The organism is Streptomyces sp. NPDC003284 (assembly GCF_053589675.1).
Genome location: NZ_JBSFSI010000002.1, coordinates 37,501 through 53,096 on the forward strand (window position 1 = coordinate 37,501; position 15,596 = coordinate 53,096).

9 protein-coding genes are annotated in these 15,596 nt (G+C 72.8%); 7 read left to right on the forward strand and 2 right to left on the reverse strand.

Annotation, left to right across the window (positions count from 1 at the left end):
• Window positions 1–32: 32 nt before the first annotated feature.
• From ACWDYF_RS03685 to ACWDYF_RS03715, 7 genes are all read left to right on the forward strand, one after another.
• The gene (locus ACWDYF_RS03685) at window positions 33–4,313 is read left to right on the forward strand and encodes an Rne/Rng family ribonuclease (RefSeq protein ID WP_389470070.1); all 4,281 of its coding nucleotides are present in this window, start codon (window positions 33–35) and stop codon (window positions 4,311–4,313) included.
• A gap of 274 nt (window positions 4,314–4,587) precedes the next feature.
• Entirely contained in the window at window positions 4,588–4,908 is a 321-nt protein-coding gene (rplU, locus tag ACWDYF_RS03690; RefSeq protein WP_007449531.1) for a 50S ribosomal protein L21, read from the forward strand.
• Between the two features lie 14 nt (window positions 4,909–4,922).
• Window positions 4,923–5,177 carry a 50S ribosomal protein L27 gene (gene rpmA / locus ACWDYF_RS03695; RefSeq protein WP_381743170.1) on the forward strand — a complete coding sequence of 85 codons (255 nt, stop codon included), beginning with the start codon at window positions 4,923–4,925 and terminating at the stop codon, window positions 5,175–5,177.
• A gap of 103 nt (window positions 5,178–5,280) precedes the next feature.
• A complete protein-coding gene (gene obgE / locus ACWDYF_RS03700) occupies window positions 5,281–6,717 on the forward strand; it encodes a GTPase ObgE (protein WP_381743172.1) in 1,437 nt (478 codons plus the stop codon).
• Between the two features lie 255 nt (window positions 6,718–6,972).
• Window positions 6,973–8,733, forward strand: a complete 1,761-nt coding sequence (locus tag ACWDYF_RS03705) for a stealth conserved region 3 domain-containing protein (RefSeq protein WP_026253036.1) — start codon at window positions 6,973–6,975, stop codon at window positions 8,731–8,733.
• On the forward strand, window positions 8,730–9,719 hold the full coding sequence (locus ACWDYF_RS03710) for a hypothetical protein (RefSeq protein WP_389470065.1): 990 nt from the start codon (window positions 8,730–8,732) through the stop codon (window positions 9,717–9,719). Before ACWDYF_RS03705 ends, ACWDYF_RS03710 begins: the two co-directional genes overlap by 4 nt.
• A 5-nt stretch (window positions 9,720–9,724) precedes the next feature.
• The gene (locus ACWDYF_RS03715; RefSeq protein WP_389470062.1) at window positions 9,725–12,559 is read left to right on the forward strand and encodes a stealth conserved region 3 domain-containing protein; all 2,835 of its coding nucleotides are present in this window, start codon (window positions 9,725–9,727) and stop codon (window positions 12,557–12,559) included.
• Between the two features lie 77 nt (window positions 12,560–12,636).
• Here ACWDYF_RS03715 and ACWDYF_RS03720 read toward each other — a convergent pair whose 3' ends face one another.
• Window positions 12,637–14,841: a S1 family peptidase gene (locus tag ACWDYF_RS03720; protein WP_389467384.1), complete on the reverse strand. Its 2,205-nt coding sequence runs from the start codon at window positions 14,839–14,841 to the stop codon at window positions 12,637–12,639.
• Between the two features lie 98 nt (window positions 14,842–14,939).
• Complete coding sequence (locus tag ACWDYF_RS03725; protein ID WP_018570802.1) at window positions 14,940–15,461, reverse strand: hypothetical protein; 522 nt, start codon at window positions 15,459–15,461, stop codon at window positions 14,940–14,942.
• Window positions 15,462–15,596: the final 135 nt, after the last annotated feature.

A 15,596-nucleotide genomic window follows, 5' to 3' on the forward strand; every position in this document is an offset into this window, starting at 1 on the left:
GCGCCCGGGAGCCTGACGGGAGATTCGCCCGCATGCTCGAACCGACCGAGCCCACCCAGGGTTCCGAAGAACTGAACACCCCCAGCGACACGCTGCCGCCGCGCCGTCGGCGCCGCGCCGCGTCGCGTCCGGCGGGCCCGCCCGGTGCCGCCGAGGCACCGGCCGAGGTCACCGCTCCGGCCGTACCGGCTGCGTCCGCCGAGGACATCGCGGACGCCGAGGCCACCGAGGATGCCGAGGACGCCGTGGACACGGCCGCCGGGACCCCGGCCGCCGAGGAGCCCGCCGCCCCCGCGCGCCGCACCCGCCGCCGGGCCTCCGCGCCCTCCGGGACACCGAAGACCACCGAGGCCCCGGCCGCCGAGACCGTCGTCCCGGCGACCGCCGCCGAGGAGACCCAGGCGGTGGACGAGACGTCCGCCGGGACCGTCGAGAGCGGCGAGGCCGCCGCTCCGCGCCGTACCCGCCGCCGCGCCACGCGCAGCGTGTCCGCGCCCACCGGTGGCGCCGACGAGGCCGCCGAGAGCGGTGCCGTGAGCGGTACGCAGGAGCCGGCCGCGCCCGCGGAGGCGGCCGCCGAGGCGCCCGCGCCCGCCCGCCGTACCCGCCGCCGCGCGTCCGCCGCCGCCGGTGCGCCGCAGGCCGCCGAGACCGCCGCGCCCGCCGCTCCCGTGGAGCAGCCCGCCGCCGTCGAGGCCGCCGAGGAGCCCGCGCCGCCGCGTGCCCGCCGCCGTGCCACCCGCAAGGTGTCGGCGCCCGCCGCCGAGGCAGCCGTGGAGACGGCGGCCGAGGTCCCGGCCGCCGAGGAGCCCGCTCCCGCCGTCGAGGCCGCGGAAGAGCCCGCGCCGCCGCGTGCCCGCCGCCGTGCCACCCGTAAGGTGTCGGCGCCCGCCGCCGAGGCGGCCGAGGCCCCGGTCGCGGAGGAGCCCGCTCCCGCCGCGGAGGTCGCGGAAGAGCCCGCGCCGCGTGCCCGTCGCCGGGCCACCCGCAAGGGTGCGGCGTCCGCCGCCGAGGTGAGCGAGCCCGCCGCCGCGGCTCCCGCCGCCGAGCCCGCGCCCGCCGCCGAGGAGGCCGCGCCGCGCCGTGGCCGCCGCCGGGTGGAGCGGCGCGCCGCGACCGGCTTCTCCGAGCCCGCCGCGCGCTCCGGCGCCGGGGACGACGCGCCGCGCAAGCCCGCGCGGCCCGCCGTCGCCGTCTTCCAGCCGCCCGTCTTCGCCGAGCCGAAGTTCCAGTTCCAGACCCCGCAGCGGGCCGCCGCCGAGGCGGCCGCCGAGGCCGCGCACGAGGAGGAGCCCGACGGGACCGAGGCCCCCGCGGCGGAGCAGGCCGCGCGGACCGAGCCGGCCGAGCAGCCCGGAGCGCGGCGCCGCCGCCGTCGCCGGGGCGCCGCCGACGAGGAGCCCGAGGCCCGTACCGCCGAGGACGCCGTCGAGGCGCCCGCCGCCCCCGCCGCCGACGACGAGGAAGACACCGAAGCCACCGAGGACACCGCGGCCGCCGAGGAGGCGGCCGAGGATCTCGCGGACGGCGACGACGGCGAGGAGTCCGGTTCGCGGCGCCGCCGCCGCCGCGGGGGCCGCCGCCGTCGCCGCGGCGAGGCCGCCGAGCACGGTGACGAGGAGCCGGAGGAGAGCGGTGAACTCGCCGCCGCGCAGGCCGCGCAGGACGCCGAGGACACCGCCGAGCAGGTCGAGGAGGACGCCGAGGACGCGTCCGAGGAGAGCGACGAGGGCGAGGAGCACGCGGGCGCCGCGGGCGGCAACAGCAGCAGCCGCCGCCGTCGCCGCAGGCGTCGCCGGGCCGGGGACGGCGGCCAGGACGGCGAGCCGTCCGCCGACGACCCCGAGCGCACCGTCGTCAAGGTCCGCGAGCCGCGCGGCAAGAAGGACGAGCGGCCCGGCAGCGGCAGCGACGAGGTCCAGTCCATCAAGGGCTCGACCCGTCTGGAGGCGAAGAAGCAGCGCCGCCGCGAGGGCCGCGAGCAGGGCCGCCGCCGTGTCCCGATCATCACCGAGGCCGAGTTCCTGGCCCGCCGTGAGGCCGTCGAGCGTGTGATGGTGGTCCGGCAGAACGGCGACCGCACGCAGATCGGCGTCCTTGAGGACGACGTGCTCGTCGAGCACTACGTCAACAAGGAGCAGGCCGTCTCGTACGTCGGCAACGTCTACCTCGGCAAGGTGCAGAACGTCCTGCCGTCGATGGAGGCCGCCTTCATCGACATCGGCAAGGGCCGCAACGCCGTGCTGTACGCGGGCGAGGTCAACTTCGAGGCGCTCGGCATGGGCAACGGTCCGCGCCGCATCGAGTCCGCCCTGAAGTCCGGGCAGTCCGTCCTCGTCCAGGTCACCAAGGACCCGATCGGACACAAGGGCGCCCGCCTGACCAGCCAGGTCTCCCTGCCGGGCCGCTACCTCGTGTACGTCCCCGAGGGCTCGATGACCGGCATCAGCCGCAAGCTGCCCGACACCGAGCGGGCCCGGCTGAAGACCATCCTCAAGAAGATCGTCCCCGACGACGCGGGCGTCATCGTGCGCACCGCCGCCGAGGGCGCGAGCGAGGAGGAGCTGCGCCGCGACGTCGAGCGGCTCCAGGCGCAGTGGGAGGACATCCGCAAGAAGGCGAAGAACGGCAACTCCAGCGCGCCGACCCTGCTGTACGGCGAGCCGGACATGACCGTCCGCGTGGTGCGCGACATCTTCAACGAGGACTTCTCCAAGGTCATCGTCAGCGGTGACGAGGCGTGGGAGACCATCCACGGCTATGTCTCGCACGTCGCCCCGGACCTCGCCCCGCGTCTGTCGCGCTGGACGAGCGAGGTCGACGTCTTCGCCACGTACCGGATCGACGAGCAGCTCGCCAAGGCGCTGGACCGCAAGGTCTGGCTGCCCAGCGGCGGTTCGTTGGTGATCGACCGGACCGAGGCGATGGTCGTGGTCGACGTCAACACCGGCAAGTTCACCGGCCAGGGCGGCAACCTGGAGGAGACGGTCACCAGGAACAACCTGGAGGCGGCCGAGGAGATCGTGCGTCAGCTCAGGCTGCGCGACCTCGGCGGCATCATCGTGATCGACTTCATCGACATGGTCCTGGAGTCCAACCGCGACCTGGTGCTGCGCCGGCTGCTGGAGTGCCTGGGCCGCGACCGCACCAAGCACCAGGTGGCCGAGGTGACTTCGCTGGGCCTGGTGCAGATGACCCGCAAGCGGGTGGGCCAGGGTCTGCTGGAGTCCTTCTCCGAGACCTGCGTCCACTGCAACGGCCGCGGTGTCATCGTGCACATGGAGCAGCCCACGGCCGTCGGGGGCGGCGGCAAGCGCCGCAAGCGCGCCCGCGCCGGTGCCGAGCAGCCGCACGAGCACGAGACCGCGGCGGTCCAGGCCGCCGTGCCCACCGCCGAGGAGGAGGCGGAGGCCGAGGCCGACGTCGTCGTCGAGGCGCAGGCCGAGCCGGTCGAGGTGTCCGCGTTCGAGCTGTCCCCGGACGAGGAGCTGTACAGCTCCGTCGCCGAGGCGGAGGCCGCCGCGTCCCGTGGCCGTGGCCGTCGCCGGGCGAGCCGGCGGGCGTCCGCCCCGGCGGGTGCGCCGAAGGCGGCGGCGGTGGACGGCGCGGCCCCGGCCGCTCCCCAGGCCCCGGCCGCCCAGCAGGTGACCGCGGAGCAGGAGGCCGGGCGCCCGGTGCGTCCGGAGCCCGCCGCCGCGGCGCAGGCCGAGCCGGTGGCCGCCGAGGACCCGGTGGTCCAGGCCGCCGAGCCCGAGGCGCCGGTGGCCGAGGAGGCCGCGCCGAAGGGCCGTACCCGGCGCCGCGCGACCCGCAGGGCGTCGGCTCCGGCCGGTTCCCCGGCGGGAGCCGAGGCGGCGGCCGTGGTGACGGTCGCGGAGACCGCGTCCGAGCCGCGGCCGGTCCCGGCCGAGGAGGCCGCCCCGGCGGCTGCTCCGGCCGAGGCCGAGGCGCCCGCGGAGGAGGCCGCTCCGGCCCGTCCGCGCCGCCGCGCGGTGCGCAAGGCCACCGCGCCGACCGCGTCCGAGGAGGCGGCCGTCGTGGTCGTCCCGGCGGGCCAGGCCGGTGCGGAGGAGCCCGCCGCGGCGGAGTCCGGGGCGGACGAGGAGGCCCCGGCCCGGAAGACGGTCCGCAAGGCCGCCAAGAAGGCCACGGCGAAGAAGGCCGCGACCAAGAAGACGGCGGCCAAGAAGACCGTCGCGAAGAAGGCGACGGCCAAGAAGGCGACGAAGACCGCCAAGACGGCCGGCGCCGCGAAGAAGTCGGCGGCGAAGAAGACCGCGGCGGCGTCCCCGGCCTCCGCTGACGAGAGCTGATCCGCCTCCGCGGGACGGTCCTGGTACGCGTACCAGGACCGTCCCGCGGGCCGGTCGCGGCCGCCGCTGTGACCGGCCGCCCTTGCGCGGGCCCGGCCTGGTTTGACCCCTTCGGCCACGGCCCGTAATCTTGACCGTCGACGTGCCGACTGAGCACGTCACATCCCCGTAAACCTCTTCCTCCCGGTCACTGGGTTGGCCGGGAGAGGTCCGCCCGTCGCCGGGCGGCTGGCCTGCGGGGGTGCCGTTTCCCGAGCGAGAGAGTGAGATCCGCGTGTACGCCATCGTGCGCAGCGGTGGTCGCCAGCACAAGGTTGCTGTCGGCGACATCGTTGAGGTTGACAAGATTTCCACTGCCCAGGTTGGCGACACGGTCGAGCTCTCGACCCTGCTCGTTGTCGACGGCGACGCTGTGACCAGCGACCCGTGGGTGCTGGCCGGCATCAAGGTCCAGGCCGAGGTCGTGGACCACCACAAGGGGCAGAAGATCGACATTCTGCGCTACAAGAACAAGACCGGCTACCGCCGTCGTCAGGGCCACCGCCAGCAGTACACGGCGATCAAGGTCACTGAGATCCCCGCGGCTGCGAAGTAAGGGACTGAGGAGACATGGCACACAAGAAGGGCGCATCGTCCACCCGGAACGGTCGCGACTCGAATGCCCAGCGGCTCGGCGTGAAGCGCTTCGGCGGTCAGGTCGTGAACGCCGGTGAGATCATCATCCGCCAGCGCGGCACCCACTTCCACCCCGGCGCGGGCGTCGGCCGTGGCGGCGACGACACGCTGTTCGCGCTCCTGCCCGGTGCGGTGGAGTTCGGTACCCACCGTGGCCGCAAGGTCGTGAACATCGTCCCGGTCGCCTGACCGGAGGCTTTCGCGAGGCGGACCTCACTTCCCGGTCGGGAAGGCGGGTCCGCCTTTCGCGTGTTACCCAAGAGATATTCCCGTAGTTTCTGGAGGCACCAACATGACCACCTTCGTGGACCGCGTCGAACTGCATGTCGCCGCGGGTAACGGGGGCCACGGCTGTGCCTCCGTGCACCGTGAGAAGTTCAAGCCGCTGGGCGGCCCGGACGGCGGCACCGGCGGACGCGGCGGGGACGTGATCCTCACCGTCGACCAGTCCGTCACCACGCTGCTCGAATACCACCACTCGCCGCACCGCAAGGCCACCAACGGCAAGCCCGGCGAGGGCGGCAACCGGTCCGGCAAGGACGGCGAGGACCTGGTGCTGCCGGTGCCGGACGGCACGGTCGTGCTGGACCGGGCGGGCAACGTGCTGGCCGACCTGATCGGCCACGGCACCTCCTACGTCGCCGCGCAGGGCGGCCGGGGCGGTCTGGGCAACGCGGCGCTGGCCTCGGCCCGCCGCAAGGCGCCCGGCTTCGCGCTGCTCGGCGAGCCCGGTGACCTCGGGGACATCGTCCTGGAGCTGAAGACCGTCGCCGACGTGGCGCTGGTGGGCTACCCGAGCGCCGGCAAGTCGTCGCTGATCTCCGTGCTCAGCGCCGCCAAGCCGAAGATCGCCGACTACCCGTTCACCACCCTGGTGCCCAACCTCGGTGTGGTGACGGCGGGTTCGACCGTGTACACCGTCGCCGACGTGCCCGGTCTCATCCCCGGCGCCAGCCAGGGCAAGGGGCTGGGCCTGGAGTTCCTGCGGCACGTGGAGCGGTGCAGCGTCCTCGTGCACGTACTGGACACCGCGACCCTGGAGTCGGACCGCGACCCGGTCTCCGACCTCGACATCATCGAGGAGGAGCTGCGCCAGTACGGCGGCCTGGGCAACCGGCCGCGCGTGGTCGTCCTCAACAAGATCGACGTACCCGACGGCAAGGACCTCGCCGAGATGGTCCGGCCCGACCTGGAGGCGCGCGGCTACCGCGTCTTCGAGGTGTCGGCGGTGGCGCACACCGGTCTGAAGGAGCTGTCGTACGCCCTGGCCGAACTGGTCGCCACGGCGCGGGCCGCCCGGCCGAAGGAGGAGGCGACGCGCGTCGTCATCCGGCCCAAGGCCGTCGACGAGGCCGGTTTCACGGTCACCCGCGAGGACGAGGGCCTGTTCCGCGTGCGCGGCGAGAAGCCCGAACGCTGGGTGCGGCAGACCGACTTCAACAACGACGAGGCCGTGGGCTACCTCGCCGACCGGCTCAACCGCCTCGGTGTCGAGGAGCAGTTGCTGAAGGCGGGCGCCCGCTCCGGCGACGGCGTCGCCATCGGCCCCGAGGACAACGCGGTCGTCTTCGACTGGGAGCCGTCCGTGATGGCGGGTGCCGAGATGCTCGGCCGCCGCGGCGAGGACCACCGCTTCGAGGCGCCCCGCCCGGCCGCCCAGCGCCGTCGTGACCGGCAGGCCGAGCGCGACGAGACCGAGCAGGAGTACGACGACTTCGAGCCGTTCTGACCGGCACGGCTGCGCGTCCGGAAGTCCCGGTGGCTTCCGGACGCGGCTGGTGTCCGCGCGGTTCCACGCTGTGATTTATGTCAACACTCGTGACCGATCGGCCCGGTATGTCGCCTTTGCTGACGGTTGCGGTTGTGGCACGGCCATGGGGACGTGGGGTAAACACACTGCATACTTGTCTCGCCGTGTTTTTACCGGATCACCTAGTGGGAGCGTGCCGTTCACCCAGCCGTTCCCGTCGGAGGAGCTCCCGCAGTGCGAAACCCTGAAGCCTCCCGGTTGGTTGGCGTATACCGCCGCGCGGTGCCGGTCGGCGCTCGGCGAGTGATCGCCGAACATGTGGGGACCGACTTCCGCGAGCAGCTGAAGTCGGGGATCGCCGCCGCGGCCGAGGTGCGCAACCAGGTCAAGCGTGTCCGGGTGGTACGCCGTCACCGCGCGCTGCTGGCGCGGCACGACCGGACCGTCGTCAGCGTGGACGGGACGCCGCGCATAGCGCATGTCGTCCCCGACATCACCCCGCTCCAGGCGCGCCGGGCCAACCTCGACGAGGTGATGGCCGCGCTGCGCGGGGCGGGCGTCGACCACTTCTGCGTGCGCTCGGACTCCGAGACCTCCGCGGCCGTCGCGGTACGCCGTGAGGACCGCGAGCGCGTGCTCACCGCGCTGCGCCAGGCCTGCCGGATCAGGCCCGGTTACGTGGTGCCGGTACGGGGCCGCCAGCCCCAGGAGGAGTCCGCGCTGCCCGGCTACGGCGCGGGCCCGTGGAAGCGGGTCGCCGGTGCCGACGTGCTGCGCTGCACCTGGTACCTCACCGACCAGACCGGCCGTCTGGTGCTGGGCCTGCGCTACGGCTGCGACATCGAGTTCTGGCGCCAGGAGGGCGGCGAACTGGTCTCCCCCCGGCGCAACGTTGTCGCCGAGGCCGTACCGGTGGCCGAGCCGCTGGTGGAGGCCGACGAGAGCCTGTTCACCGAACTCGCGCCGCTGCCCGCCGAGCAGGAGCAGGAGCCGGTACGGGTGCCGACCCGGCCGGCCTTCGCCGCGGTCGCCGTGGGCAGCCGCACCTTCCCCGTCGACGTGGTCTACACCTGGGTGGACGGCTCCGACCCGGACTGGCTGCGCCAGCGGGCCGCCTTCTCCGACCGGCCCTACCACGAGGAGGCCGCCAACGCGGCGCGCTACCTCAGCCGCGACGAACTGCGCTACTCACTGCGCTCCCTGCACCTCTACGCGCCCTGGGTCCGCAACATCTACCTGGTGACCGCCGACCAGACCCCGGAGTGGCTGAACACCGACCACCCCCGTATCAAGGTCGTCAGCCACAAGGAGATCTTCAAGGACCCGGCCGCGCTGCCGACGTTCAACTCGCACGCGATCGAGAGCCAGCTGCACCACATCGACGGGCTCTCCGCGCACTTCCTGTACTTCAACGACGACGTCATGCTCGGCCGGGAGGTGCTCCCGCAGCACTTCTTCCTGCCCAACGGCCTCGGCAAGTTCTACCTCTCGCCCGCCCTGGTGCCCTTCGGCGAGTCCTCCGCCGAGGACCCGCCGGTCGCAGCGGCCGGCAAGAACAACCGCAGGCTGATCGTCGAGCGCTTCGGCGACAACATCTTCCGCAAGATGAAGCATGTGCCGCACGCGCTGCACCGTGACGTCCTCGACGAGATCGAGCGGGAGTTCCCCGAGGAGCACCGGCGCACCGCCGCCAGCCGCTTCCGCAGCGTCGACGACATCTCCGTCGCCTCGTCCCTGCACCACTACTACGCGTTCCACACCCAGCGTTCCTTCTCCGGCGAAGGGCTCGTGTACCGCTACTGCGACGTGGGCAGACCCGGGGTCGAGCGTGTGCTCGGCCGACTGCTCGCCCAGCGTGACGCGCACGTCTTCTGCCTGAACGACACGACCTCCACGGAAGCCGAACTGGGCCGCCAGCAGGCCCTGATGAGCCGCTTCCTGGACGAGTACTTCCCGTACCCCAGCCCCTACGAGCGTGGTGCAGACAACCGATGAGACAACTCCCTACCCCGCACAAGGTGATGCGCAAGGGGTACGACGTGGTGCGCTCGGCACGGTCGCGACTGGACAGTCTCGTCCTGGTCCCGCCGAGCGCCGACGACTGGCCGCGCGTCACCGCCGAGCATCTCTCCCTGCTCGACGGCCGGACGCTGAACTTCTGCGTCCGGGTGCCCGGCGAGGTGACCGCCTCGTCCGCCTCCCTGCTGCTGGGCGGCTCCTCGTCCCCGGTGGTCGTCCCGCTGACACTCGTCCAGCGCGGTGACGGCCAGGTCGAGGCCCAGGGCACGGCCGTCCTCGACCTGCTGGAGGCCGACGCCGACACCCACCCGCCGGTGCCCGCCGGAATGCGCAGGTTCCTGCTGGGCTCGGGCCAGTGGCGGCTGTCCGTCGTCTTCACCGACCCCGCGGGCACCGAGCGCCGCTTCGCTCTCGCCAAGGCACCCCGGCTGATGGCGGACGGCCCCACCGTCCCCGAGCCGGTGCGCCCGGACGGCACCTACTGCCGGCTCATCGCCTCCGGCACCGGCCGCGCGTACGTGTCCGTGGGCCGCGACGACGCCGAGGCGGAGATCCTCTCCGTGAAGATCGGCTGGTCCGAGGTGACGCTGGAGGGCCGGCTCGTCAACGCGTCGGCCGGGGAGTGCACCGGTGACGTCGAACTCGTCCGCCGCAGCGGCAAGGCGGCCCGCACCGTCCCGGTGACCTGGCACGGCGACGTCTTCACCTGCGCGCTGCGGGTGGCCGACTTCGGCGACCTCGGCACCAAGGAGCAGATCTTCGACGTACGGCTCCAGCGCCCGCGCCGCCGCGCGCTGAAGATCTCCCGGCAGCGCACCGACGTGCGCAGCCCCCGGGACGTCTTCCGGATGCCGCACCGCCTGCTGACCGCCGACGACGGCTCCGTGCTCAGGATCAACCCGTACTACACGCCCATCGGCAGTCTCGCCTTCCGAGCGGCCCACCTCCCCACTGGATGTTGACACCAATGAAGATCACGTTTCTGCTCACCTGGGGCGACGAGATGGGCGGCACGGAGCAGGCCGTCTACACCCAGGCGACGCATCTGGCGCCCCGGCACACCGTCGAGGTGCTCAGCGTCTTCAAGACCCGCGAGAGCCCCTTCTTCTCCGTGGACGAGCGGGTCCCGGTGCGCTACCTCGTGGACCGCACGGGCAAGACGGAACGTCCGGTGCGCGAGAGCGACATCGGCACCGAGGAGTGCCGCCGCCTGGCCGGGCTGCCCAGCGACCTGATCAGCTCCAAGTGGGAGGCGACCTTCGACGCCCTCTCCGACGTCGAGATGAACCGCGCCCTGCGCACCCTCGACACCGACATCCTCATCACCACCTCCCCGGCGCTGATGTCCGCCGTCGCCGACCTGGTGCCCTCCCGGGTGATCACCATTCACCAGGAGCACCGGCCCTCGCAGCTGCGCGGCGGCACCGGCGAACCGCTGCTGCTGCGGGCCCCGGAGATCGACGCCCTGGTCGTGCTCACCGAGCGCACCAAGCAGTGGCTGGAGGAGTCGCTCGGCAAGGCCGCACCGCGCCTGGCGGCCATCCCCAACGCCATCCCCGAGGGCTTCCGGCCCCGCTCCAGCCTCACCGGCAAGAGCATCGTGATGCCGCGCCGGCTCGTGCCCGACAAGCAGGTCGACCACGCCATCCAGGCCTTCGCCAAGGCACTGCCCGAGCACCCCGGCTGGCGGCTGCGCGTCTTCGGCGACGGACCGCAGATGTCCCGGCTGCGCAACCTCGTCCAGGGCCTCGGCCTGCACGACGCCGTGGAGATACTCGGCCCGAGCCAGCACATGACCGAGGAGTGGGCCAAGGCCAGCCTCACCATGCTGCCCTCGCAGGACGGCGAGGCGTTCCCGCTGGTGCTCCTGGAGGCGTTCGCCGCCGGTGTCCCGGCGGTCGCGTACGACATCGTCACCGGGCCCGCCGAGATCATCCGGCACGGCGTGGACGGCCTGCTCGTCGCGCCCAACGACATCGAGGGCCTGGCCGAGTCCATCTCCCGGCTGATGGGCGACGAGGAACTCCTGCGCTCCTACGGGGAGAACGCGCACGAGGGTTCCGCGCGCTTCGCCGCCGACGTGATCGTCAAGCAGTGGGAGGAGCTGTTCACCGAGCTGCTCTACCGCCGCGACGACCCGCAGCGCATGGCGCAGCGCGCCGACCGCATGGCCCACCGGGTGGCGCACGGCGGCGCGGGCCGCTTCCACGCCGCGGTCGCCGCGGACCGCACGGCACCCTCCTCGGGCGACCAGCGCGCCCGCGAGCTGATGATCGGCGCCGCCAACCGCGGCCTGGTCCGCGCCAGCGGCCGGCTCTCCGAGGTCCACGACGACCTCCAGGGCACCGACATAGTGCAGCGGAACTTCGAGACGGTCGTCGCCGCGCTGGAGAAGCACGACATCCCCTTCGTGCTGCTGCGCGACCGCGAGGACTCCCCGCGGCGGCGCCTGGCCGTGGACACCGTCCACCAGACGGCGGTCCGCAAGGCGCTGGCCACCGACTACGAGGGCAAGGCGGTCTACGCCGAACTCCTCAAGCCCCGGACGCACGCGCCCGGTGTGCTGCTCGCCGAGCGGCTGGAGGGCGCCGGAGAGGTCGCCGGACTGCGGGTCTTCCGTCCCGTGGTGACCTCCAGCCGCACGCTGCGCTTCGGCCCCGCCTACGGCTGCGACGTGGAGTTCTGGCGGCAGGTGCCGGAGGAGGAGGGCGGCGACGGACAGTACGTCACGCCGCTGCGCGCCAGCGCCGTCGGTCCCAAGCTGCCGACGCTGACCGCCGACGCCCGGCTGCGGGTGCGCGACCGCGAGTACCCGACGCTGGAGCCGTTCACCAAGAAGCTGGTCAGCGACATCACCTTCCCGGTGGACGTCGTCTACACCTGGGTCGACGACGCGGACCCGAGCTGGCAGGAGCGGCGGACGCAGCGGCGCGCGGAGCTGGGCTTCGCCGCCGAGAGCGCGGGTTCCGGTGACGAGGCGGCGCGGTTCCGCAACCGCGACGAACTGCGCTACTCGCTGCGCTCGCTGGCGATGTTCGCGCCCTGGGTGCGCAAGGTCTACCTGGTCACCGACGACCAGACCCCGCAGTGGCTGAACACCGAGCACCCGGACATCGAGGTGGTGTCGCACCGCGACATCTTCACCGACCCGTCCTGCCTGCCGACGTTCAACTCGCACGCCATCGAGAGCCAGCTGCACCACATCGACGGCCTGTCCGAGCACTTCCTGTACATGAACGACGACGTGTTCATCGGCAGGCCGCTCACCGCGCAGAAGTTCTTCCAGCCCAACGGCACCAGCCGCTTCTACTGGACCCCGACGACCGTGCCGATCGGCGAACCGGCCGAGACGGACGAGGGCTACTTCGCCGCCGCGAAGAACAACCGCAAGCTGCTGGAGGAGCGCTTCGGGGTGACCGTGGCGAACAGCTTCGCGCACGCCCCGCACCCGCTGCGCAGGAGCGTCCTGGACAGCATCGAGGAGGACTTCCCGGAGAGCGTGGCCCGCACCGCCGCCAACCCGATGCGCGGCTGGCAGGACATCTCGATGGTCTCCTCGCTGCACCACCACTACGGCTATCTGACGGGCAGCGCGGTGCCCAGCAGCATCCGCTGCGCCTACATCGACGTCGGCACCTACTCCCGGCACCCGGAGCTGACGCGGCTGCTCGCGATCCGCGGGCACGACGTGTTCTGCCTGGGCGAGTCGCAGGACGCCGAGGTCCCGGACCAGGAGCAGGCCCGCATCATAGGCTCGTTCCTGCGCGCCTACTTCCCGGTGAAGAGCCCGTACGAGCGCTGATCCGGCGGAACGCGGAAGGGGGGCTTCCCCGGCACCTGGTGCCGGGGAAGCCCCCCTCCGTCCGTACCGGCCGGGTCCTAGCGGACCACGTAGCCGAAGCGGCCGCCGGCCGACGGCAGGCCGTCCTTGCCGGGCTGGTACGTGGTGATCGCCGCGTTGGAGCCGCCGCCGGTCACGTTGGCCAGCGGCAGGGCGTAGACCGTGCCGTAGCTGCCCGGACCGTAGGGCATGCCCAGGTACAGGTGGGTGCCCGTGTAGTGGATGCTCTGGCCGAGGTGCTGGTTGGCACCGGCCGGGCCCGGGATGCCGGAGGTACCGGCCTCGATCCAGCGGTTGTTGGAGCCGGGCGAGCCGATCAGCGAGAAGGTGGTGAGGGCACCGGCCTTCGCGGTGGTGCCGATCGCCTCGTCGGCGATGCCGACGGCCAGCTTCATCGTCGCCGTGGTGCTCACCGCGCGCGGTGCGGTGTTCACGGCGGCCAGGGCGGTGCCGAAGCGGTCACCGGCCTCCGAGGTACCGGGCACGGCGTCCGAAGCGGTGCCGGACAGGTAGGTGTTGAGCTGGGTGTACTTGCCGTCCGCACCGATGCGGAAGCTCTGCGCCATGCCCGCGTCGGTCTTGTCGACGCCGTCGACCGACACGTCCTCGCCCGGGGAGCCGACCACGAGGATCGACTCGTTCGCGCTCGCCGCGCCCGAGGGGCGGTAGGGAACCATGGCCACGGACTTGCCGAACAGGTCACCGGCCTCGGCGCCGCCGGAGACGGTGTCCAGGTCCTGGTCGAGGCCGAACAGCGGGGTGGGCCGCTTCTCGGAGTTCAGCTGGTGCGAGAAGACCGCCAGGTTGCCGGCGTCCGCGTCGGTGCCGATCGTCTCGTTCGGCGCGGCGATGACGATGTGGTTGGCGTCGGCCGCGACCGCGCCGCCGAAGCCGTCGTTCGCCTCCACGGCGCCGGGTACGCCGGTGCTGTCCTGGCTGATGGCGACGTTGGTGTCGCCGTGCACATAGAAGGCCATTCCGGCCTTGGCGACCTTGCCGATCGCCTCGCCCGGGGAACCGATCACGACGAACGGCTCGCCCGCGGCGGTGACACCGGCGGCGACGGCCTGGCCGGTGCGGTCACCGGCCTCCGGGCTGGACGACTTGAAGGAGCCCGTGCCCATGCCCTGCTCGAAGTGGGTGTCCTTCAGGGCGCCCGTGCCGATGCCGCCCGGGGCGCCGTACAAGATGTCGGCCATGCCCGCGTCGGTGGCGGTGCCGAGGTCCTCGGAGGGGGTGCCGACGACCAGGTCGGTGCAGCCGTCCTCGTTGTAGTCGACGGTGTCGACGGCCTCGCCGAACCAGTCGCCGGGCTCGGAGCCGCCGGGCACCCAGTCGAGGTCCTGGTTGATCTCGGCGGTGCCCTTGCCGCCGCCGTAGACGATGCGGACCACACCGGCGCCGTCGTCGCCGCCCACGGCCGCCTTCGGGTCGGCGACGGCGACATCCTCGACGCCGTCGCAGTTGAAGTCGGTGATGCGCGGGGCGCCGGTCTTGGCGGCCACCCAGGAGGCGAGGTCGTCGACCCGGGCGCCGATGCCGCCGGTGCGGGTCTCGGCCGGGTCGATGCCGAAGCAGCCGCCCTGGTAGGAACGGCTGTTGAGGGCGACCAGCTGGGGCGTGCCGCCCGCCGTGCGCACCACGGGACCGCCGGTGTCGCCCATGCAGGCGGCGGCGCCGTCCTTGCCGGTGACGGTGGCGGTGGTGGCGTCGGCGGAGTCCACGGTGAGCGCGCCGGTGTGCAGCTTCAGGGGCGCCCACTCGGTCGTGTCGCGTCCGTACCCGGCGAACTTCAGCTCCTCGCCGGCGGCGGGCGCGGTGGCGGCCAGGGCGACGGGGGCGACATCGGTGACCGGGCGGTTCAGCCGGGCCAGCACCACGTCGCGGTCGGCGCGGGGGACCAGCTCGACGATCTCGCGGACGGCGCCGTCGGTGCCGCTCAGGTCGGCACGGCCGACGGTCGCGGTCGTCTTCGTCTTCGGCTTGCCCGCAGGCACGGTGAGGTCGCTCGCGGGGTTGTCGGCGAAGCAGCTGGCCGCGGTGAGCAGCCATTCGGTGTCGACCAGGACGCCGGAGCAGCCCCGGTCGTGGTCACCGACGACGACCTGCGCCGTGAAGGCGAAGGACGCGTCGGTGACCGGGGTGCCGGTCACGGCGGACGCGGGCGCGGCGCAGACCGCCAGGGGGCCCGCGATGAGCGCGGTGGCGAGTGCGGCGAGACGCACGTGTCGGGTATGTGGCATGTGGTGAGTCCTTGGAACGTGGTTTCCGCGGGCCCTCGGCGGCCGGCGGATCGGCTGGCGGAACTGTGTGGAACGCGGGCGCAGGCGCGTAGCGCGGGCTACTTGGAGGTGCGGATCTCCACGAGCATGTGCTCCCGGCCCTGCGGGTCCGCGCTCTCGCCGACCGCGGTCCAGGTGTTCTTGGCGATGTCGAAGCTCTTCTCCTCCGAGCCGACCGTCATGTCCACCTGAGCCGCGTAGTCGTTGCCGCGCACGGCGTAGACGGAGGGGATCTCCAGGGTCAGCCAGCCGGAGTTGCCGCTGACCTGGAAGCAGATCTTGTCCTTGCTGCGGGCCCAGACCTCCAGGAAGCCGGTGCCGCTCGCACAGTCGGCGAGGGTGATGTGCCCGTCGCCGCGCTTCAGCACGATGTTCTTCTCCGCGAGGATCTTGTCGGCGCCCGGGTAGTTGAAGTCCTCCACGGCGTAACCGGGGGCCTCACCGGCGACGGAGGTGACCGAGTCCGCCGTGTCACCTCGCGCGGCGGAGGCTCCGCCGCTCAGTGCCGTGAACGCCAGGGCACCCGCGGCCGCGGCCGCCAGGACGGTTCCGGCGATCCTTTTCTGGTACGGCTTCGCCATAACGGTACGTGCCTTCATCGCAGTCCTCACTCGTCGGCTCCGGACCGGAAGAACCGGAGCGCATTTCATGCAGCGGCGTGAAGGCAACCGGAATTGACGTGCAGTGCCCCCACTCCCGGCCGTCGGGGAAAAGGG

Bases quoted from the DNA above. Each gene is read 5' to 3' on its own strand.
- ACWDYF_RS03715 (WP_389470062.1), top strand. From the start codon at position 9,725: ATGAAGATCACGTTTCTGCTCACCTGGGGCGACGAGATGGGCGGCACG.
- ACWDYF_RS03720 (WP_389467384.1), bottom strand. From the start codon at position 14,841: ATGCCACATACCCGACACGTGCGTCTCGCCGCACTCGCCACCGCGCTC.
- obgE (WP_381743172.1), top strand. From the start codon at position 5,281: ATGACCACCTTCGTGGACCGCGTCGAACTGCATGTCGCCGCGGGTAAC.
- ACWDYF_RS03710 (WP_389470065.1), top strand. From the start codon at position 8,730: ATGAGACAACTCCCTACCCCGCACAAGGTGATGCGCAAGGGGTACGAC.
- rpmA (WP_381743170.1), top strand. From the start codon at position 4,923: ATGGCACACAAGAAGGGCGCATCGTCCACCCGGAACGGTCGCGACTCG.
- ACWDYF_RS03725 (WP_018570802.1), bottom strand. From the start codon at position 15,461: ATGGCGAAGCCGTACCAGAAAAGGATCGCCGGAACCGTCCTGGCGGCC.
- ACWDYF_RS03685 (WP_389470070.1), top strand. From the start codon at position 33: ATGCTCGAACCGACCGAGCCCACCCAGGGTTCCGAAGAACTGAACACC.